Here is an 18,731-nt window from a genome sequence, read left to right on the forward strand (position 1 = left end):
ACGCGGCACCGGTGGCACTCGAATCGACAGCACGCAAAGAGGCGGACCGCCCCTCCAAGGCCCTCGTCCGCGACGAGGGCATGCACGCCTTCACGCTCATGAACCGCACCCACGAGGTTTTCCAGTTCTGCTACAACGACGCCACCGGGCTGTTCTACGACCAGAACCGCATCATCGACCCCGGCCGGGCTCCGCTCGGCATGGTGTCTTCGAACGGGAAGAAGGTCTCGACGAAGCTCCTCGCCTTCTGGTGGAACTACCGGGCCATTCCCACCATCCGCGACGGCATCGACGTCAAGCTGGAGCAGCTCGACCTCAGGGCACCTTCCCAGATACCGTTTCGAAGCTGGGGCCTGTCGCTTACGGACCAGTACTGGGTCAAACCCTTCAGGTCCACGGTGCAATGGGAGGACATCAACTTCTTCTTCCATGGATTCCCGTCCTCGGACGCGTCGTCCTGGTTGGACGAGGTTGGGGGACGCTCGCCCGACAACACGACCGACGGGGAGCTTCCCAAGCGCTGGGTGTGCGAACGGGGAAGGGGCGTGCTCCTCAAGGCCGGCGGGCGACTGAACCAGGAGCCCTACAACGAGGCGGTGGCCACGGCCCTGTACCGCCGCCTGCTTCCCAAGGACGAGTACGTGCCCTACACCTTGCGCGGCGCGGGGGAGCAGGCCGTGTGCGCCTGCGAGAACTTCGTGTCGTCGACGGAGGAGTACGTTCCCGCCTATTACGTGCGCCGCCTCGTGCGCCATCCGTCCCCGCGCAGCGACTACCGTCGCTACCTCGATTGCTGCGCGAACCTGGGCGCGACGAACGCGGAGGAGGCCCTGGCCAAGATGATCGTGTGCGACGACATCCTGGGCAACCGCGATAGGCACTGGCGCAACTTCGGCCTCGTGCGCGACGTCGAGACGGGCGCCTTCCGCATCGCCCCGCTGTTCGACGCGGGCAACAGCCTGTGGTCGAAGGTGACTCCGGAGCACCTGGCCACCGACGACTACTCCTTCACGGCGAAGCCCTTCCACACGGACGCCGCACGGCAGCTGCGTTTGGTGCGCGACTGGTCGTGGTTCGACCCTGCGGCCCTCAAGGGGTTCGAGGACGAGGCGGCGGACATCCTCTCCGCCAACCCCGCCCTCGCGGGGCGCGTCGACTTCGTCCGTCGGGCCGTGCGCTGGCATATCGAGCAGGTGGTGAGGGCGTCCCGTGGCTGAGGCGACCTACATCCTCATGCATCGGGACGTCGAGACGGTCCGGTTCGCCTACGACCTCGACGCGCACGAGGTGTCGAAGGTGCTTTCCGTTCCCTGCGCGGCGCACGCCCCCATCGCCATCGTCGACGTGCTGGGCCGGGTGAGCGCGTTCAAGCTGAACCGCTGGTGGCACGAGCGGGGCATCCTGGCGTCCCGCCATCACCTCCGCTCGCTGGCGGGCGATCCGGGCGTCCATAGCACCATGACGCTGTCGGAGAAGTCGTTCTGCCTCTGCCTCTCCGACTGCTACTGGGTCAACGACGAGGCGAACCCGCAGAACTGGCACGAGATCAACTTCTTCGACAACGATTTCAGCGAGGACCTTCAGCTCGTTCCCATGCACGTCGACGCGCGCGGTTCCAGCTGCCTGGCGCGCAGCCTGTCGGCTCACGACGTCGAGCAGCGCAAGAAGTGGGTCATCTCCCATGGCCGGCGGCTGTTCATGAAGGCGGGCGGGCAGCGCTTCAACCAGGTGCCGTACAACGAGGTGGTGGCAACCAGGCTCCATCAGCGCCTTCTGCAGGAAGACGACTACGTGGCCTACTCGCTCTATCGCGACGAGATGGGCACGTACTGCGCGTCGCTTTGCCTGCTCGGCAAAGACGAGGAGCTCATTCCGCTCTACGACCTCATCCGCAGCAAGCGGAAACCGGACGGCATGAACCCCCTCGCCTTCGCCTTCGCGCGCCTGCGCATGCTGGGCGCCATGAGCACCCTGAGCACGCCGAGCCGGGAACTTCACCTGGTGGTGCAGCGCTTGCGCGAGCTGGGCATCAAGGATCCCCAGACGTTCCTGTCGAAGATGTTCACCTGCGACTACCTGCTGGCGAACAACGACCGCCATTTCTGCAACTTCGGCATCATCCGCGATGCGAAGACGCTGGAGTACAAGCGCATGGCGCCCATCTACGACACGGGAACGTGCCTGTGGTGCAGCGCGAAGACCCTCGACAAGCCGGAGGACTTCGCCTATCGCACGAAGCCGTTTCGGCCGAACGGGATGGAGCCGGGCAAGCAGCTCGTCCTCGTCGACCGCTACGAGTGGTTCGACGAACGGGCCTTGGACGGGTTCGCGGAAGAGGCGAAGGCCATACTCGACCAGAACCCCCTCATGCCGCCCGGCCGCACGGAGGCCATCCGCCAGGGCATCGAGCGCAACATCGAGCAGGTCGTCGCCCACGTGGAAAGGGTCCGCCGCCCGTAAGGGGGTTAGTCCGCCAGCGGCAGCGTGACGGCGAACGTGGTGCCGTGCTCGGCGTCGCTCGTCACGGCGATGGCGCCGCCGTGCTCCTCGGCCACCGCCCGCGCGATGGCCAGCCCCAGGCCGTAGCCGCCGTCGTCGCGGGTGCGGGCCTTGTCGGCGCGGTAGAAGCGGTCGAACACGTGGGGCAGGTCGTCGCCCGCGATGGCGGGCCCGGTGTTGTGCACGGTCAACTCCGCGCGCTGGGCCGATTTCCGCAGCGTCACGTCCACGCGGCCTCCGTCGTCGGCGTACTTGTAGGCGTTGTCGATGAGCGTGGTGGCCAGCCGGTGGAGGCGCGACGCGTCGCCCCGCACCTCCACGCCGGGCTCGACGGACGACTCCAGCTCCACGCCGCGCTCGAAAGCCACGGACTCGAACTGCAGCAGGTCGCCTTCCACGAGGTCGGTCAGGTCGATGCGCTCGCGCGCTGGCGAAGGGCCCGCGCTTGCGCCGGCGCCTTCGTCCAGCTTGGCCAGCAGCAGCAAGTCGCCCACCAGCTGCTGCATGCGCTCGGCCTCGGTCTGCGTGCTCTCCACCCACTGGCTTTGGCTGGCCACGGAGCGCTCGGGGTGCTCCAGCACGATGGAACTGTTCGCCAAGATCACGGTGAGCGGCGTTTTCAGCTCGTGCGACGCGTCGGCCACGAAGCGCTTCTGCTGCGTCCAAGCCGCCTCCACCGGGCGCAGCGCCCACCGCGAGAAGAACAGGCTTATCACCAGGAACACCAGCAGCGCCGCCACGCCCACGCCGGCCAGCGTCCAGGCGAGCGTCTGCCAGCCGTCGGCCGAGCTTTTGTCGGCGAAGGCGATGAAGGTGCCGGAGGCGTTCGTGCGCTTCACGTAGTAGAGTCCCGCGTCGTCGAGCAGCCCCGAGCCGTCGTCGCGATCGGCCAGGGCCGCTCCGGCCTGCTCCAGCACGTCGGACGCCAGCGACGCGGTGCCGGCGTCCGACACGGCCTTGAGCGCGCCGTCGTCCGCCACCTGGTACACGGCGACGGGGATGAACCGGCCGTCCTGCTTCTTGCCGCCTATCTCGAACGGCATGTTTCCGTCGCCGTCGGGGGCCGGCTCGGCGGCCGAGCCGTCCGTCGGCGCCCCCTTCCAAGCGGTGCCGTCGGGCGGTGCGATCTCGGCTAGGGGCTCCTTCTTGGCTTGGGAATCGTGCTCGATGGCTGTGTTCAGGGCGGCGTGCACGTCGCCTGTCGACTGCTGGTAGTTGATGACGCAGATGGCCGTGAACACCACGACCAGCACGGCCGCGACCATGGCCATGTTGAGGGCGATGAATTTCAGGCGCAGCTTCTTCAGCATGGGGCGCTCCCGCGCGCGTCTTCGGCGAGCCCCGTCCCCGCTGCGATGTCCGGCACGCCTGCCGTATCGCCTGCCGTATCGCCTGTCGCGGCGTTCCCCCGCGCATTTTCCGATGTGCTCGTCGCGTTCGGCCCGCCGAACGCGACGCCGGCGACGCTGGCGTTCACGGCGAAGCGGTACCCCGCCTTCCGCAGCGTCTCGATGCGGCACGCCGACCCCAGAAACGCCAGCTTCTTGCGCAGGAACGACACGTACGCCTCCACGTTGTTGTCCTCCGCGCTGGACTCGATGCCCCACACCTTCTCGATGAGCAGGTCCTTCGACACCACCTGGCCGGGGTTCGCCATGAGCACGCGTGCGAGCGAGAACTCCTTGAAGCTCAGATGGATGGACTTCGCGCCGCAGGTCAAGTCGAAGCTTTCCAGGTTGAGCGAGAGGTCGCCGGCCGACAGCGCTTCGAACACCACCTCGCCCTGACGGCGCGTGAGCGCGCGCAGGTGCGCCAGCAGCTCGGCGGGGGAGAAGGGCTTGGTCATGTAGTCGTCCGCGCCGCTGTCCAGGCCCGTGATCTTGTCGGGCACGGCGTCGCGCGCCGTGAGCAGCAGCACGGGCGTGCTCACGCCGGCGCGCCGCAGCTCGGCCACCACGGAAAAGCCGTCCATCTTCGGCAGCATGACGTCGAGGACGATCACGTCGTAGAGCCCCGAGGCCGCCCAGTCACGTCCCGTGGCCCCGTCGTGCACCACGTCGACGCCGTAGCCGTTCTCTTCGAGGATATGTCCGAGCGCCTGGGCCAGGCGCACGTCGTCCTCGACCACGAGGATCTGCATGGCTGCTGCCTTTCGTCGCGCGTTCCTATTGCCCATTGTACCGGTTTGCCTGAAATTAGCCTGAAGGAGGCTGGTTCAAAAAGCGCTGAAACACGTGCCCTTCACGGTCATTCCGCTCGCAAATGCCTCCCCGCGCTCGCTTCGCGTGCTCGAGGCCTCGACGGTCTTCGGAGTTGTCGAATGCTCAGGATGACAGTGTGCGGCGCTCTTAGGGCAAATCCTTGTCGGAGGCGATGAGCTGCACGAACTCGGCGTGCGTATGCACGCCGAGCTTCGCGTAGATGTTGCGCACGTGCGTGCGCACGGTGTTGTAGGAAATGAAAAGCCGCTCCCCGATGGTCCTCGCGTCGATGCCCTTCGCCATCAGCATGAAAACCTCCCGCTCGCGCCGGGACAGGTTGTACTGCTCGGCCACCTGGGCGCAGTGGTCGCGAAAGCCCGGCTTCTGGTAGGCGTCGAGGGATTCGCAGGTGTTCTCGGGAAGGGCGAAGTCGGCCTTTTCCACGGGAACGTCGAGCATCTTCTCGAGCTTCTTCTCGTTCATGAGGAAGAACTCGGCGAACAGCACGAGGGCGATCATGCCGATGCCGATGGCGCCGATGGGAAGGATGCCGTAGACTATCTCGCCCCCCGCCCATCCGACGAGCGAGCCGCCGTAAACCGCGCCGCTGCCGTAGCCGACCACTTTTATGGAGGACGCCGACGTCTTGAACGCGATGGCCGAGAGCAGTATCCAGCTCGAGGACGAGATGGCCGCGCTGCAGCAGTCGAACGCGGACAGCACGACGATGGAGTCGTCTCCCGTGAGCCAGAGCGCGAATAGAACGATGCTGATGGCCAGGAACACATGGTAGATGAACCGGGTGAACGAGAACTTCTCGGAAGCCACGAGCGCCAGGGCCACGAACACGATGCCGAGGAACGTGACCCAGAGCGAGACGAGTATCCGCTCGTCGGCGAACAGGTCGGCCGAAAGCCGGCCGATGGAGTGCCCGCGCATGAACGACGCGGCGAACCCCAGCACGAACAGCCCGCCGATGAGCGACTTGAACCCTGGCGGCAGCGTTTGCGACCCGTTGTCGGCCTCGAACCCGCCTTCGCTGGCCGCCGTGAGCGAGAACGCGCTCGCGCAAAGGGGCAGAAGCGAGAGCAGCGCCTTCTCGATAAGCCCGGGCAGCTGCAGGAAGAAGTTGTAGCACAGAAACGCCGTGATGAGCGAGAGCGAGGCGTAGATGACCATGGTGCGGATGCCCAGCTCGGCGAACTTCGAGAAGAGCTTGAGCGCGACGACCGCGGTCCCCATCCCGGTGAGGGCGGCGAAGGCCAGGAACACCGGCAACGGCAACTGCAGGTAGGTGGCCGCGATGCAGCCGACGGTCGCCAGCGAGGCGATGAGGCCGGCAAGAAGGACGAACCGCCCTTTGCGCAGAAGGTCGTAAGCGGCCGAATCGTGCGTCGCCGCGACGACGATGGTCAGGACCAAGGCGGCGGTCGACACCGCGTACTGCTGCATGACCACGGTTTGCAGCGCATGGTAAGACGGGTTCAGGCACTCCCCGGTGTATATCAGCAATATCCACGCCACCCAGAACACCGTGCCCAGAACCCAGGCGAACGGCATGAGGCGCGCGGCGTTGTTCTGGTATTCCTCGAGCTTCCCCATAGCCCCCTCGCTTATCGGAAACGAGCGATTCCCCCGACGCTTCGCCAACTATAGCAGAGCGCTTACGTAGGGTTTTACTGCAATTTGCAGTAATGCGCGCAACGCACCCCTGCAAATCGTACGTAGTTCAACGCTGCGGCTTACCGGTATGTTCCCATACGCAAGCAAACGGCGCGAGGGGAAGGAGCCGGGATGGGGCAAACCGTTACCGCGATGAAAGAAGGGGCCGAATGCGCGGCGCTGCGGCGTTTCGTTGAGGGCAACCCCGCGTATCGGGACATCGCGCTCGCGCTGGTGCGGGCCTGCCGCGAAGAGCGTCCGGTTGCGGAGGCCGCGCGGCTGGCCGCGCAGGCGGCTCCCGCGAAGGCGCAGCGCCTGCAGCGCCCCGAGACGGTCGCGCGCACGCTCGCGGAGCAAGGCGTTTTGGAGAGCCGGGCCTACGTTGACGGCGAGCCGTGCGATCCGGCCGAGCTCGCGCAGCGCGACGACCTTCCCGAGAGCGCGACGGTCGCGTACACGCTGCAAGCCACCCCCGAGGCCCTTCGCATCGCGGCGGCGCTGCAGCCGGAGCATCGGCTCGCCGCGCTGCTGGACGAGCCTGAGCATCAGAGGGGGGCCCTCGTCGCCATCCTCGAGGCGGCCCGTGCGCGCGGCGGGCTCGCCCGCACGGACATCGACGAGCTGTTGGAGGACAGCCCGGCGCTCGAGAGGGACGAGCGCACCGGCATCCCCCGTTTCTACCCCAGCTATTTCACGGGCCTGCTCGAGCACGCGGGCGGGCTTGTGTGGAATGGCGCATGGCGCGCCACGGAACCCGGTCTGGATTTTCTGGACTCGCTTTCGCGGCGGTCGTGCGAATAGAGGAGCAAGAGAGCGTGAAGAGGAGGAGGTACAGGTGAGCACAATGACAATGAGCCGCCGCGGATTCGTGAAAACCGCTGCCGCGGCCGCCGTTCTGTCCGGTGTCGCCGCCGAAGGGGTTTCCCACCTGATCCCGGTTGCCGAAGCGCATGCCGACGAAGGCGGGGGCGAGACGATCGTCCAGTCGATGTGCCGTGCGTGCATCCACAACTGCGGCGTGAAGGTGCACATGCGCAACGGACGCGCGGTGAAGATCGAAGGCGACGAGGCCGACCCGATGTCCCACGGGGCCATATGCCCCAAGGGCCTTGCGGGCATCCAGGCGCTCTACAACCCCATGCGCATGAAGTACCCCATGAGGCGCGTGGGCGAGCGGGGCAAGAACGAATGGGAGAGGATCTCCTGGGAGGAGGCCATCAACGAGATAGCCGACGCCCTGTGGGAGGCGTACCAGAGCGACGGTCCCCAGGCGCTGGTCTGCTCGACGGGCGGCGGCGGCAACCCGCAGTTCTTCTCGCCGCACCGGTTCCTGGGCGTGTGGGGCGGCGGCAACTTCTTCGAGCCGGGGTGTGCGCAGTGCTACCTGCCGCGCAACTGCGTGCAGCCGAAGATGAACGGCACGTCGGACACGTCCATCGCCGACGGCAACTGCAGCGAGCTGTACTTCGACGACACGCCCACGGAATGCCTGGTGTGCTGGGGCGTCTGCCCCAGCTACGACTCACCGGGAACGGGCGGCGTCATGATGGCGCGCCTGCGCGCCCAAGGGGTGCGCACGGTCGTGATCGACCCGCGCCTGACGCCCGACGCGGCGAAGGCCGACGTGTGGCTGCAGATCCGCCCGGGCACGGACGTGGCGCTCATGCTCTCGTGGATGAAGTACATCGTGGACAACGAGGCGTACGACGAAGAGTTCTGCCTCAAGTGGACGAACCTGCCGTTCCTGGTGAACGAGGAGACCATGTGCACGTACCGTGCGAGCGAGCTCGGCCTGGGCTCCGACACGGACGGCGTGGTGTGGGACAAGAAGACGCAATCGGTCAAGGCGCTCCCGTACCCGTGGGACGACGCGATCGAGCCGGCTCTCGACGGCGAGTTCGAGGTCGACGGAAAGAAGAGCCGCACGGCGTTCCGCGCGCTGAAGGACAACTGCGCCGCGTGGACGTTCGAAAAGGCCGCTGAGGTGTGCTGGGTCGACGCGGACGACATAGAAGCGGCCGTGAAGCTGTTCATCGAGGGCTCGCCCCAGGCAGGCATCGCGCTGGGCGTGGCCACCGACCAGTACATCCAGTCGGCGCAGGCGCCCGAGGGCGTCACCATTCTGGACTGCCTCATGGGCAACGTGCAGTGCCCGGGAGCCATGATCCAGCTGCGCGCGTCGAAGATCCCCTGCAACTACATCGTGCTCCCGTTCGACGTGTTCGGCGAGCATCCCCTGCAAACGCCTTACGAGGAGAAGGTCAAGCGCCTGGGGTATATCGAGCACAAGGCGCTGGGCCACTGGCTGGCGTCGCAGATCCCCGCCGTGTTCGACGCCATCGACACCGGCAAGCCGTACCAGCCCAAGATATGGATCGACCGTTCCGGCAACAAGCTCGCCATGCTGGCCGACGCCTCCCACAAGGCGGCCGTCGGCAAGAAGATGGAGCTGATCGTGCACATGTACATGTACCCCACCTCCATGTCGGTGGAGCTTGCCGACATCATCCTGCCCACGGCGGAATGGCTCGAGACGGCGTATGCGCAGGACCGCATGAACATGTACTTCGCGCGCCGACCCGTCACGCAGCTGTACGAGGCGGTGGACGAGTGCATGATCTGGTCGTGGATCGCGAAGGCCCTGGCCGACCGCGGGCACAAGCGCTTCCAGCAGTCGTTCGACGAAGAGGTGGCCACCAAGTTCCTGAGCCCCTACTGGACGAGCTACGACCAGTACAAGGACTACATCGCCTACCGCGTGGGCAGCGATTACTTCGGAGACGAGACGTGGACGTGGGACAAGCTGGACAAGACGCTCCCCGCCGCGTACAAGTCGATGGAGGACTACCAAAACGACGTGTACTACAGCTACCAGGCCCCAGACCCCGAAACGGGCAAGCCGGCCGGGTTCGCCACCACGTCGGGCAAGTGCGAGCCGTACTTCGACGGCATGACCATCATGGGGCGCACGGGCGGCGTGAACGGCGCCGACGCGCAGGGGTTCACCTACCCGCCGGCGTCCGTGGACTACCTGCCGCTTCCGCATTACGTGGAGCCGACGGAGTCTCCCCTCACCGACACGGAGTACCCTCTCGTGCTCACCCAGGGCCGCATCCCCTTCTACCACCACGGCACGTTGCGCAACGTGCCCTACCTGCGCGAGCTGTACCCGGTCGCGGAGATCTGGGTCAACCCCCGCAACGCGAAGGACGCGGGCGTGGAGACCGGCGACTGGGTTTCCGTCGAGTCGCGTCGCGGCGCCATCAGCGCCCGGGTGCTCGTCACCGAGGGCATCGCGCCGGGCGTCACGTACATGGAGCGGTTCTGGAACCCGGAGCTGCTCGACTCCGACGACCCCTCGCGTTCGTGGAAGGTCATGAACGTGAACGTCCTGACGAAGGGGGACGGTCCGTTCAATCCCGAATTCGGCACGTACACGCTGCGCGGCATCACCGTGAAGATCACGAAGGTCGACGGTCCGCCCGAGGGGGTGTGGATCGAGCCTGCCGACTTCGAGCCGTGGATGCCCCAGCCGAGCGATCCCACCGGCGGCGCCGAAGCCGTTTACGACTGTGGGGAGGCGAACTATGCGTAACACCTTGGTTATCGATCTCGACCGGTGCATCGGCTGCTACAGCTGCGCCGTTGCCTGCAAGACGGAAAACGACATACCGTTGGGCACGTACTGGAGCAAGGTCGTCGAAATGGGCCCGACCGTCAACGATCGGGGCAAGAAGGAGACGTACTGGCTGCCCGTGCAGTGCCAGCAGTGCGAGAACGCGCCGTGCGTCCACGTATGCCCCACCGGCGCCTCCTATCGCGACAAGGAAAGCGGCATCGTGCTCATAGACAAGGAGAAGTGCATCGGCTGCAAGTACTGCATGATGGCGTGCCCCTACGGCGTGCGCACCTGGAGCGAGACCGAGCAATGCGTGGAGAAGTGCACGCTGTGCGGCCAGCGCACCGCGGCCGGGGACGAGCCGGCCTGCGTGGCGGCGTGCTGCGCCGAGGCTCGCTTCTACGGCGATCTCGACGACCCCTCGAGCGATGTCGCGCGGGCCGTGGCGGCGACCGATCCCGAGAGCGTGCACGAGCTCATGAACGTGGGGAACAACCCGACGACCGCCTATCTGCTTTCGAAGTCGGTCGCTGTTTGGAAAGGCGGTGATAACTGATGGCTGTTCAATGGTCGCTCGTTATCTTCACGCTGCTCACCGGCGCTGCTGGCTGGTGCTTCGCGGCTCTGGCGTTCGACGCGGTGCGCGGCAAGAACCAGGACAAGGCGTTCGCGGTCACGATCGTCGCGCTCGTGCTGATGGTGGTGGGCGGCGCGGCCTCCGTCACGCACCTGGCGCACCCCGGCAACATGCTCGCCGCGTTGAACAACCCCACGTCGGGCATCTTCGTCGAGGCGATGCTCGTCGGGTTGTCGTCGGTGTGCATGATCGTGTTCGCCATTCTGGTGAAGCGCGACGCGGCGCCCCTGGCGGCCAAGGTCTTCGCGGTTGTCGGCGGCGTCCTGGGCGTTGCCCTTTCGTATCTGGCGGGATCCTCCTACCTCATGGAGGCCATCTCCTCGTGGAACACCGTCGTGCTGCCCTTGGGCTATCTGGCCACGGCGGTTCCGGCCGGCATTGCGCTGTACCTGGCGGTGGTGGGCGGCGATGCGGAAGATCCGAAGGTTCTTCTCGTGGCCATGGTGGCCGGCGCGGCGCTGGGCGCGGTTCTCGGGTTGGTCTACGCGCTCGGTAGCGGATCGCAGGCCGATGTGACGCTGCTGCTGTACGGCGGCGTGGTCGCGTGCGGCGGCCTCGTGCCGGTCGTGTGCGGCTTGCTGGCGTTCAAGCGGCGCGCGCAGATGCGCACGCTCATGGCGGTTGCCTGCGCCTGCGCGCTCGTGGGGGCCCTGTGCTTCCGCGTGATCATGTGGGAGACGTTCGTGTTGGCCGCCGCGCAGGTGGGCGCGCCGTTCATCACGGATTTCATGGTTCTGTAACGGGGCGCTTGCCACCGAGGGTCCGTGCGGCTTCCCTTCGAAGGGGAGCCGCACGGCGGCAGACCGCTCGAAGGCGGCTTGCCGCCGTGCGAGGCGCGGAACGGGAAACGACGGGACGACGGGGGCGGTATGGATCGCAGGGCGTTCGTAATCGGAGGGGTCGCAACGGCGGGGTTCGCCCTGTTGGGAGGGGCGGCTACGGCGTTCGCCGGACCGGGGGATCTGCTCAGGCCGACGGGCGGGCAGGACGAGGCGGCGTTCGTCGCCCGCTGCGTCAAGTGCGACCGGTGCCGGTCGGCGTGCCCGCAGCAGTGCATCCAGACCGCGTCTTTGGAAGACGGGCTGCTCGCGGCGCGCACGCCCAAGATGAACTTCCATCGCGGTGCCTGCGACTTCTGCGGCAAATGCGTGGAGGTGTGCCCCACGCAGGCGCTCGTCCCCTTCGACCCCGAGGTTGACAAGATAGGCGTCGCGGTGGTGGACGAGAACCGCTGCCTCGCCGTGGACGGGTCGTGCCGGGTGTGCTCAGACGTGTGCCCGTACGAGGCGATCTCCTTCGCGGCAGGCGGCATGCCCGCGGTGGACCCGGCCCTGTGCAACGGCTGCGGGCTCTGCGAGTACCGGTGCCCCTCGTCGGTCCTGCGCGCGTACAGCGCCACGGGCAAACGGGGCATCAACATCGAGAAATGCGAGGCGAGGCGATGAGGCGCAAGATTGCGAAGACGCGCGGCGCAGTGGCGTTCGCGCTGGTGATAGGGGTTGCGGTCTTGGCCTGCGCGTTCGACGCGGGAACGGGGACCCTGTCGGCCCTGGGCGTAGGGGGCATTGCGAGCCTTTGCCCCGTCGGGGCGCTCGAGGTCGCGGCGGGCGCGAAGTCGGCAGGCGTCCAGATGCTCTTGTGCGCGGGCGTCGCCGTGGTGCTGGTGCTCGTCCTGGGCAAGGCGTTCTGCGCATGGGCGTGTCCCACGACGTACCTGCAGAAGTTCTTTCGCGGTCGAAAGGCGCGCACGGGGGAAAGCCGGAGCGAGGGCGATAACGCCGACGGGTTCGCGCGCGTGCAGGGCGATGCGGATTCGGCCGGCCTGGCGGGCGGCGAGGCGGCGGTGGCGGGCTCCCGTCGCGCGGGTTGCGCAGCGTGCGGCGCGTGCGCGGCGCTCGAACCGGTGGGCGGCAAGCGCGACGGCGTGCAGGTCGATTCCCGCCACGTCGTGCTGGCGGGCGCGGTGGCCTCGTCGTTTCTGTTCGGGTTTCCCGTGTTCTGCCTCGTCTGCCCCGTGGGGCTCGCCTTCGCCACGCTGATAGGGCTGTGGCACCTGTTCCAGTACAACGAGACCACGTGGGGGCTGCTCGTGTTCCCCGCCGTGCTGTTGGCGGAGGTGCTGGTGCTGCGTCGGTGGTGCTTCAAGATATGCCCGATCTCGGCGCTGCTCGGCCTGGTGTCGGGCTTGAACAGGACGTTCAAGCCGCAGGTGGACGAGGAGCGCTGTCTGCGCCCGCAGGGCGTGGACTGCCGGGCATGCGTGTCGGTGTGCCCGGAGCAGCTCGATCCGCATTCGGGGCGCATTCCCGAGTGCTCGAAATGCGGGCTGTGCGTGGACGAGTGCCCGGCCGGGGCGATCGCCATTCGGGCGCTTCCGAGAAGGAAGGGCTCCGGCGAGGAGGTCCTGCCGGTCGAAGAGCCGGCATCCCTCGGCAAGGCGCGCTGACGCGGCACGCGCAGAGGGATGCGGTTGACGAAACGAAAGGGAAAGGGGAGTGCGATGAGCGAGAACGAGGGAACGGCCCGAAGCGTCGATGCGAGCGAGGCCGCCGAGCTGCGCGACGAGATGCGGGCGCGCGCGAACATGTACGCGTTCTTCTCGAAGGTGTTTCTGCGGGAATTCGACGACGAGGAGCTCGCGCGGCTCGGGTCGAGCGACGCTGTTCCGCCGCTGAACGAGCGCATGGCGGACGGGTCCCGGCGCCTTGCGCGCGCGGTGCAGGTGGGCGGCATCGACTACCGCACACGGCTCGCGGTCGAGTACGCGCGCATCTTCCTGTCCGCCGGCATCTCCGAGGGGACGGCCGCCGTTCCGTTCGAGTCGGTGTACACGAGCGAAGACCATCTGGTCATGCAGGACGCGCGCGACGACGTGGTCGCGCTCTACCGGCGGCACGGGCTCGACGTCGAGCCGCGGCTGCATACGCCGGAGGATCACCTGGGCTTCGAGATGGAGTTCCTGTCGACGCTCGCGGCCCGCAGCGCCGAGGCGCTTTCGGCGGGCGACGACGCCGCCTTCGCCGAGTTGGCGCGCGTGCAGCTCGGCTTCCTGGAAGGCCACGTGCTCAACTGGATCGGCGACTTGGCCGAAGACGTCGAGGAATGCGCGAAAGACGACTTCTATCCCGCCTTGATGCAGATCGTGATCGGGTACGCGGAACTCGATGTCCAGAACCTGCGCTGCCTGCTCGAGTAGGGGGCTTGCGCCCGTTCCGTTCCTCCATTCGCTTTCTGCCTATATCGTGTAAAGACCGGTCGCCCGCGGGGGCGGCCGGTTTCCTTTCAGGGAACTTTCAGGGTGCAGGGCTAGGATGCGAAGCCGTGGGTTGGAAGCGAGGTCGCCCGGCGCGCCCGCTTCCGCCCGAAGATCGTTCGCGGGGCCGTGCCCGTGCGGCGCGAAAGGACGGCCTAGACCTCTCCCACCCCCTTCGACGCCCGCCCGCGCCACACGAGGTGCGGGTCCCGCGAACGGCCGCGAGAGAAAGGAACCGCGCCCATGGCCACCTTCACTGACGTATTCGAACGAAAAGAGATCAAATACCGCCTGTCCGCACGTCAGCACGCCGCGATGCTCGCCTCCCTCGCCGGGATCATGGTCCCCGACGAGTTCGGCTGCACGGACGTCGTCAGCCTGTACTTCGACACGCCCGAGCGCACGCTCATCGACCGCTCGCTGGAAAAGCCGCTGTACAAGGAGAAACTGCGGCTGCGCAGCTACGGCATGCCCCGCGAGAGCGACCGCGTGTTCGTGGAGATCAAGAAGAAGTACGACGGCATCGTGTACAAGCGGCGCGTGGGCATGTCGTACGCGGCGGCGCGCGCCTACCTGGGCGGCATGCCCTACGGCATGGCGTGTGCGCAGCACCCGCTGCCCGATCCGGTCATGGCCGCGGAGTCGCTTTCGGACCGCAGCGTGCAGATCGCCCGCGAGATCGACCGGTTCATGCTGCAGCATCGCCCGCTGCGCGCGTCCATGCTCGTGGCGTGCAAACGCACGGCCTACGTCTCCATCGACGCCCCCGAACTGGGCTGCGAGGCGAACGGGTTGCGCGTCACGTTCGATGCGGACATCGCGTACCGCGACCAGTTCGCGTCGGGCCCGTCGGCCGCGCCCCGGCTGCTGCTGCGCGAGGGCGAGGTCGTCATGGAGGCGAAATCCTCCGGCCCGTTCCCCCGGTGGTTCGCGCAGGCGCTTGCCGCATGCCACGCGTACCCGTCGTCCTTCTCCAAGTACGGCGAGGCGTACCGCGCCTGCGCAGCCGGGGAGCATGATAGCGCTTTGACCAGCGCCGAAGCACGGGTTGACGGAGGGAGGGCCGCGGTCGGCGAAGCTTCGCGGGCTCATCCCCCGGCTCAGCGGCGCCCGGTGCGCCCAACCCCGTCCCCGGCGCACGCGGCGAGCCCGGCGCGCCCGGCCCCCCGCGCGGCCCAAAGCGCGCTCGAAGAGGCGGGCGAGTGCCTGTCTGCGGGCGCCCGCGATACCCGCCATCGGCGGTTTCGCGCTCCCAACCATGCAATGAAGAAGGGAAATCGTTGTGCTTGATGCTGCGTTGACGTCTATTTTCGGATCGGCCGAGTCGCTCGTGGCGGGCGTGTCGACCGTGGACTTCCTGCTGTGCTGCCTCGCCTCCATCGTGCTGGGCGCGGCCGTGGCGGCCATCTACATGTTCCGCCACACCTACTCCAAGAACTTCGTGGTGACGCTGGCGCTGCTGCCGCTCATCGTGCAGATGGTCATCACGCTGGTGAACGGCAACCTGGGCGCGGGCATCGCGGTCATGGGCGTGTTCAACCTCGTGCGCTTCCGCTCCATCCCCGGCAGCGCCAAGGACATCGGCAGCGTGTTCCTGGCCATGGCCATCGGCCTGGCCACGGGTATGGGCTTCATCGCGCTGGCGGCGCTGTTCACCGTCATCGTGGCCGTGGTGAACGTGGGCTACGTGCTGTCGCCCTTCGGCAAGCAGAAGGAGCCGGAGAAGACGCTGAAGATCACCATTCCCGAAGATCTGGAGTACGGCGGCGTGTTCGACGACGTGCTGGGGCGCTACACCGACGAGCACGAGCTGGTGGAGGTGCAGACCACGAACATGGGCAGCCTGTTCCAGCTGGAGTACGCGGTGCGCATGAAGGAGCCGGGACTGGAGAAACGCATGATCGACGAGCTGCGGTGCCGAAACGGGAACCTGAAGATCGTGTGCGGCCGTGCGGCGGCCAGCAAGGACGTGCTGTGAGCGTGCTCGCTGCGGCCGGCGAGCACGTGGTCCCGCGAGTGGACGGACACCGGCTAGCGAGGACGTAGTCCCGTAGGCGGCCCGTTTGGCACAAAAATCACCGATTCTCTGCGGCACGGGGCTTTCTCGGTGAGGTTTTGTCTTCTTCGGAATTTCGCGACCTGCGAAAACATGTTCGACAAACGAGCGCCTGCACGCTGAAGGGCCCTGAAAGCGGTCGCGAGCGCAGAGAATCGGTGATTTTTGTGCCAAACGGGCCGCGCCGACGGCTTGCACCTTCGGATCTGGCGCAACATCGGCCGTGATCATGCATTGAAAGAAAGGGAAAGCTTGCATGGATATGGATACTAGCTCCCGACACGGGGTCGGGAAGTCGAATGACGAAAGCGGCGAAAGTCCGACCGCGTTCATTAAGGGCGTGCTCGTCCTGCTCGCCGTCAGCCTTGCCTGCACGGTGCTTTTGCAGGGTTGCGCGGCCGGCGGTGTTGGAAACGGTGCCGGGGACGCGTCGGGCTCCGTGTCGACGCAGGATTCGGAGGGCGCCACGGCCGACGGTTTCGCGGCCGTGGCGGCGTCGTTCGACGCCTCGGCGCTCGATTTGGAGTACAGCAAGCGCGACCTCGACGCTTCCTACGACGATGCCTCCGCCACGCATATCTCGCTTGAGGGGGCGACGGCGAGCGTCGAAGGGGACGGGGCCTCGGCGAACGGATCCACCGTGACCATCTCCGAGGCGGGCACCTACGTGGTGTCGGGCACGCTCGACGACGGGCAGCTGGCGGTTGAGGCGGCCGACGACGCGAAGGTGCAGGTGGTGCTGGCGGGCGCGACCATTCACAACGAGGACGGGCCGGCCGTGTACGTGAAGCGGGCGGACAAATGCTTCGTCACGCTGGCGGACGGCACGGCGAACACGCTCACCGACGGTGCGGATTACACGCTGGAAGAGGGTAGCGACGAACCCTACGCCACGTTGTTCAGCAAAGACGACCTTACGCTGAACGGCTCGGGCACGCTGAACGTGACGAGCTCCTACCGCCATGCCGTGTGCTCGAAGGACGACCTGGTCATTAGCGGCGGCACGTATGCCATCGACGCGGTGGAGGACGGGTTGCGCGGGCGCGACTGCGTGAAGATCTGCGGCGGCACGTTCGACGTGCGCGCGGGCGGCGACGCCGTCAAGTCGAACAACGACACGGACGCCACGCGCGGGTTCGTGAGCATCGACGGCGGCACGTTCAAGCTGGATGCCGGCGACGACGGCATCCAGGGAACCACCTACGTTCGCGTGATGGGCGGCGATGTCGCCATCACCTCGGCCGACGATGCTGTGCACTCCGATTTGGAGGCGCTCATTGGCGGCGGCAGCCTGACCATCGACGCGGGCGACGACGCCGTGCATGCCGAAACCAAGCTCGTCGTAGACGACGGCACGGTGAACATCACGAGCTGCTACGAGGGCTACGAGGCCGAGAAGGTGTACATCAACGGAGCCGAGACGCATATCGCGGCCAGCGACGACGCGTTGAACGCGTCGGCGGCCGATTTGGGCGACGACTCCGATACGGCATCGGGCGATGCGGTGGGTGCCGGTGTCGCCGACGGTGCTCCGGCCGTGGACGGTGACGCACCCGCGCTGCCCGATGGCGAGAGCGCTCCCGAGTTGCCCGACGGCGCTGCGAACGGCGGCACCCCGCCGACAGATGACGGAACCTCCGCCGACGGCGCGCCGCAGATGGGCACGCCTCCCGGCGGCTCCGAGGACGGGTTCGACCCGTCGTCGGGCGGCGGCGCCCAAGGCGGTCGCGGCGGCTCGGGCGAGGGCTTGAACGAGAACGAGCAGAACGGCGGCATGCCCGACAACGCGTTCGCCGAGGGCATGGGCGGCGGCGGAGGCGGGGGCATGACCATGGGCGACGAGAACTGCCTGATCCAGATCAACGGCGGCTACACGGTCGTCGAAGCCGGCGGCGACGGCGTCGACTCGAACGGCAGCGTGGAGATGACGGGCGGCGTGCTGCTGGTCTGCGGCCCCACCGGCAACAACGATGGCGCGTTCGACTACGACCTCACGGCTGCCATCACGGGCGGCACGGTGCTCATGGTGGGCTCGACGGGTATGGCGCAGAACTTCACGAGCGGCGAGCAACCGTTCTCGTTCACCACGGCAAGCGGCTCGGCCGGCCAGAGCGTCGCCGTGGCGGACGACGCGGGTAACGTGCTTGTCTCGTTCACCCCTGCCAAGCAGTTCGGCATGGTGCTGGCCAGCAGCCCCGCCTTCACCGAGGGAGGCGCGTACTCGCTCGTCATCGGCGGTGCCGTGAACGGCGCGAACGCGGACGGCTACACCGAAAGCGGCACCGTGACCGGCGGCTCCGCCACCGAGATCACGGCCTCCGCCACGGCCTCCGGCGGCTTCGGCGGCCTGGGTTCCGTCGGCGGCCCCCTGGCCGCCGGCCAAGGCGGCGACGTCCAGCGCGGCATGCGCGGAATGTCCTAAAAGGGGACAGTCCCCAATTAGGACATTGAAGCGTCGAAGAGGCGTCCCTTTTGTCATCCTGAGCGGAGCGCCGAAGGCGCAGAGTCGAAGGATCTTCGGAAACGAGGGGCTTTCTACGTCGAAGATCCTTCGACTCCGGCCTACGGCCTACGCTCGGGATGACAACGCGGGATGCGCGCCGCGCGCCAGCGCCCCCTTCCCGCACTCGCAGCCGTTACCCGGAGAACGGGCGGGGATGCACTATAATCGGAACCTGCGGGGCGCACCGTGCCCCGCAGGTTCCGCGGCTCGCCCGGTCGTCCGGCGCCGAACCGCCTCACGCAAAGGAGCGCGACCCATGGCGATTGTCGATGCCCCCTTCCGCACGTTGCCCGGAGGAGAC

The 18,731-nt window shown here is 67.1% G+C and carries 15 protein-coding genes; 12 read left to right on the forward strand and 3 right to left on the reverse strand.

The features are described from left to right. Window positions 1–11 precede the first annotated feature (11 nt). Both C1878_RS11805 and C1878_RS11810 read left to right on the forward strand, forming a co-directional pair. Entirely contained in the window at window positions 12–1,217 is a 1,206-nt protein-coding gene (locus C1878_RS11805) for a DNA-binding protein (RefSeq protein ID WP_114601822.1), read from the forward strand. After that, on the forward strand, window positions 1,210–2,460 hold the full coding sequence (locus tag C1878_RS11810) for a hypothetical protein (protein WP_114601823.1): 1,251 nt from the start codon (window positions 1,210–1,212) through the stop codon (window positions 2,458–2,460). Before C1878_RS11805 ends, C1878_RS11810 begins: the two co-directional genes overlap by 8 nt. Before the next feature lie 5 nt (window positions 2,461–2,465). Here C1878_RS11810 and C1878_RS11815 read toward each other — a convergent pair whose 3' ends face one another. The 3 genes from C1878_RS11815 to C1878_RS11825 form a co-directional block, all read right to left on the reverse strand. Next, on the reverse strand, window positions 2,466–3,809 hold the full coding sequence (locus C1878_RS11815) for a cell wall metabolism sensor histidine kinase WalK (protein WP_114601824.1): 1,344 nt from the start codon (window positions 3,807–3,809) through the stop codon (window positions 2,466–2,468). Beyond that, a complete protein-coding gene (locus C1878_RS11820; RefSeq protein WP_114601825.1) occupies window positions 3,803–4,639 on the reverse strand; it encodes a response regulator transcription factor in 837 nt (278 codons plus the stop codon). The genes C1878_RS11815 and C1878_RS11820 overlap by 7 nt, the downstream gene beginning before the upstream one ends. 208 nt (window positions 4,640–4,847) lie before the next feature. After that, the gene (locus C1878_RS11825) at window positions 4,848–6,302 is read right to left on the reverse strand and encodes a helix-turn-helix transcriptional regulator (RefSeq protein WP_114601826.1); all 1,455 of its coding nucleotides are present in this window, start codon (window positions 6,300–6,302) and stop codon (window positions 4,848–4,850) included. A gap of 192 nt (window positions 6,303–6,494) precedes the next feature. On the opposite strand from C1878_RS11825, the gene C1878_RS11830 reads away from it, so the two are divergent. The 10 genes from C1878_RS11830 (at window position 6,495) to C1878_RS11875 (ending at window position 18,349) form a co-directional block, all read left to right on the forward strand. After that, window positions 6,495–7,163, forward strand: a complete 669-nt coding sequence (locus C1878_RS11830; RefSeq protein ID WP_114601827.1) for a hypothetical protein — start codon at window positions 6,495–6,497, stop codon at window positions 7,161–7,163. A gap of 43 nt (window positions 7,164–7,206) precedes the next feature. Next, complete coding sequence (locus C1878_RS11835) at window positions 7,207–9,957, forward strand: molybdopterin-dependent oxidoreductase (RefSeq protein WP_114601828.1); 2,751 nt, start codon at window positions 7,207–7,209, stop codon at window positions 9,955–9,957. Then, complete coding sequence (locus tag C1878_RS11840; protein WP_114601829.1) at window positions 9,950–10,537, forward strand: 4Fe-4S dicluster domain-containing protein; 588 nt, start codon at window positions 9,950–9,952, stop codon at window positions 10,535–10,537. The genes C1878_RS11835 and C1878_RS11840 overlap by 8 nt, the downstream gene beginning before the upstream one ends. Beyond that, window positions 10,537–11,358, forward strand: coding sequence for a DmsC/YnfH family molybdoenzyme membrane anchor subunit (locus C1878_RS11845; RefSeq protein WP_114601830.1), 822 nt, complete (start codon window positions 10,537–10,539; stop codon window positions 11,356–11,358). The genes C1878_RS11840 and C1878_RS11845 overlap by 1 nt, the downstream gene beginning before the upstream one ends. A gap of 129 nt (window positions 11,359–11,487) precedes the next feature. Further along, the gene (locus tag C1878_RS11850; RefSeq protein ID WP_114601831.1) at window positions 11,488–12,063 is read left to right on the forward strand and encodes a 4Fe-4S dicluster domain-containing protein; all 576 of its coding nucleotides are present in this window, start codon (window positions 11,488–11,490) and stop codon (window positions 12,061–12,063) included. Beyond that, window positions 12,060–13,064 carry a 4Fe-4S binding protein gene (locus C1878_RS11855; protein ID WP_158539801.1) on the forward strand — a complete coding sequence of 335 codons (1,005 nt, stop codon included), beginning with the start codon at window positions 12,060–12,062 and terminating at the stop codon, window positions 13,062–13,064. The genes C1878_RS11850 and C1878_RS11855 overlap by 4 nt, the downstream gene beginning before the upstream one ends. Window positions 13,065–13,118: 54 nt before the next feature. Continuing rightward, window positions 13,119–13,814, forward strand: a complete 696-nt coding sequence (locus C1878_RS11860) for a molecular chaperone (protein ID WP_158539802.1) — start codon at window positions 13,119–13,121, stop codon at window positions 13,812–13,814. A 300-nt stretch (window positions 13,815–14,114) separates the two neighbouring features. After that, complete coding sequence (locus C1878_RS11865) at window positions 14,115–15,161, forward strand: polyphosphate polymerase domain-containing protein (protein WP_199519341.1); 1,047 nt, start codon at window positions 14,115–14,117, stop codon at window positions 15,159–15,161. After that, window positions 15,154–15,849, forward strand: a complete 696-nt coding sequence (locus C1878_RS11870) for a DUF4956 domain-containing protein (RefSeq protein WP_114601834.1) — start codon at window positions 15,154–15,156, stop codon at window positions 15,847–15,849. Before C1878_RS11865 ends, C1878_RS11870 begins: the two co-directional genes overlap by 8 nt. Window positions 15,850–16,183: 334 nt before the next feature. After that, window positions 16,184–18,349 carry a carbohydrate-binding domain-containing protein gene (locus C1878_RS11875; RefSeq protein ID WP_241963722.1) on the forward strand — a complete coding sequence of 722 codons (2,166 nt, stop codon included), beginning with the start codon at window positions 16,184–16,186 and terminating at the stop codon, window positions 18,347–18,349. The last annotated feature ends 382 nt before the right edge of the window (window positions 18,350–18,731 follow it).

Source organism: Gordonibacter sp. 28C, assembly GCF_003339845.1.
GTDB lineage: Bacteria > Actinomycetota > Coriobacteriia > Coriobacteriales > Eggerthellaceae > Gordonibacter.

Bases quoted from the DNA above. Each gene is read 5' to 3' on its own strand.
- C1878_RS11815 (WP_114601824.1), bottom strand. From the start codon at position 3,809: ATGCTGAAGAAGCTGCGCCTGAAATTCATCGCCCTCAACATGGCCATG.
- C1878_RS11820 (WP_114601825.1), bottom strand. From the start codon at position 4,639: ATGCAGATCCTCGTGGTCGAGGACGACGTGCGCCTGGCCCAGGCGCTC.
- C1878_RS11825 (WP_114601826.1), bottom strand. From the start codon at position 6,302: ATGGGGAAGCTCGAGGAATACCAGAACAACGCCGCGCGCCTCATGCCG.
- C1878_RS11830 (WP_114601827.1), top strand. From the start codon at position 6,495: ATGGGGCAAACCGTTACCGCGATGAAAGAAGGGGCCGAATGCGCGGCG.
- C1878_RS11835 (WP_114601828.1), top strand. From the start codon at position 7,207: ATGACAATGAGCCGCCGCGGATTCGTGAAAACCGCTGCCGCGGCCGCC.
- C1878_RS11840 (WP_114601829.1), top strand. From the start codon at position 9,950: ATGCGTAACACCTTGGTTATCGATCTCGACCGGTGCATCGGCTGCTAC.
- C1878_RS11845 (WP_114601830.1), top strand. From the start codon at position 10,537: ATGGCTGTTCAATGGTCGCTCGTTATCTTCACGCTGCTCACCGGCGCT.
- C1878_RS11850 (WP_114601831.1), top strand. From the start codon at position 11,488: ATGGATCGCAGGGCGTTCGTAATCGGAGGGGTCGCAACGGCGGGGTTC.
- C1878_RS11855 (WP_158539801.1), top strand. From the start codon at position 12,060: ATGAGGCGCAAGATTGCGAAGACGCGCGGCGCAGTGGCGTTCGCGCTG.
- C1878_RS11860 (WP_158539802.1), top strand. From the start codon at position 13,119: ATGAGCGAGAACGAGGGAACGGCCCGAAGCGTCGATGCGAGCGAGGCC.
- C1878_RS11865 (WP_199519341.1), top strand. From the start codon at position 14,115: ATGGCCACCTTCACTGACGTATTCGAACGAAAAGAGATCAAATACCGC.
- C1878_RS11875 (WP_241963722.1), top strand. From the start codon at position 16,184: ATGGATATGGATACTAGCTCCCGACACGGGGTCGGGAAGTCGAATGAC.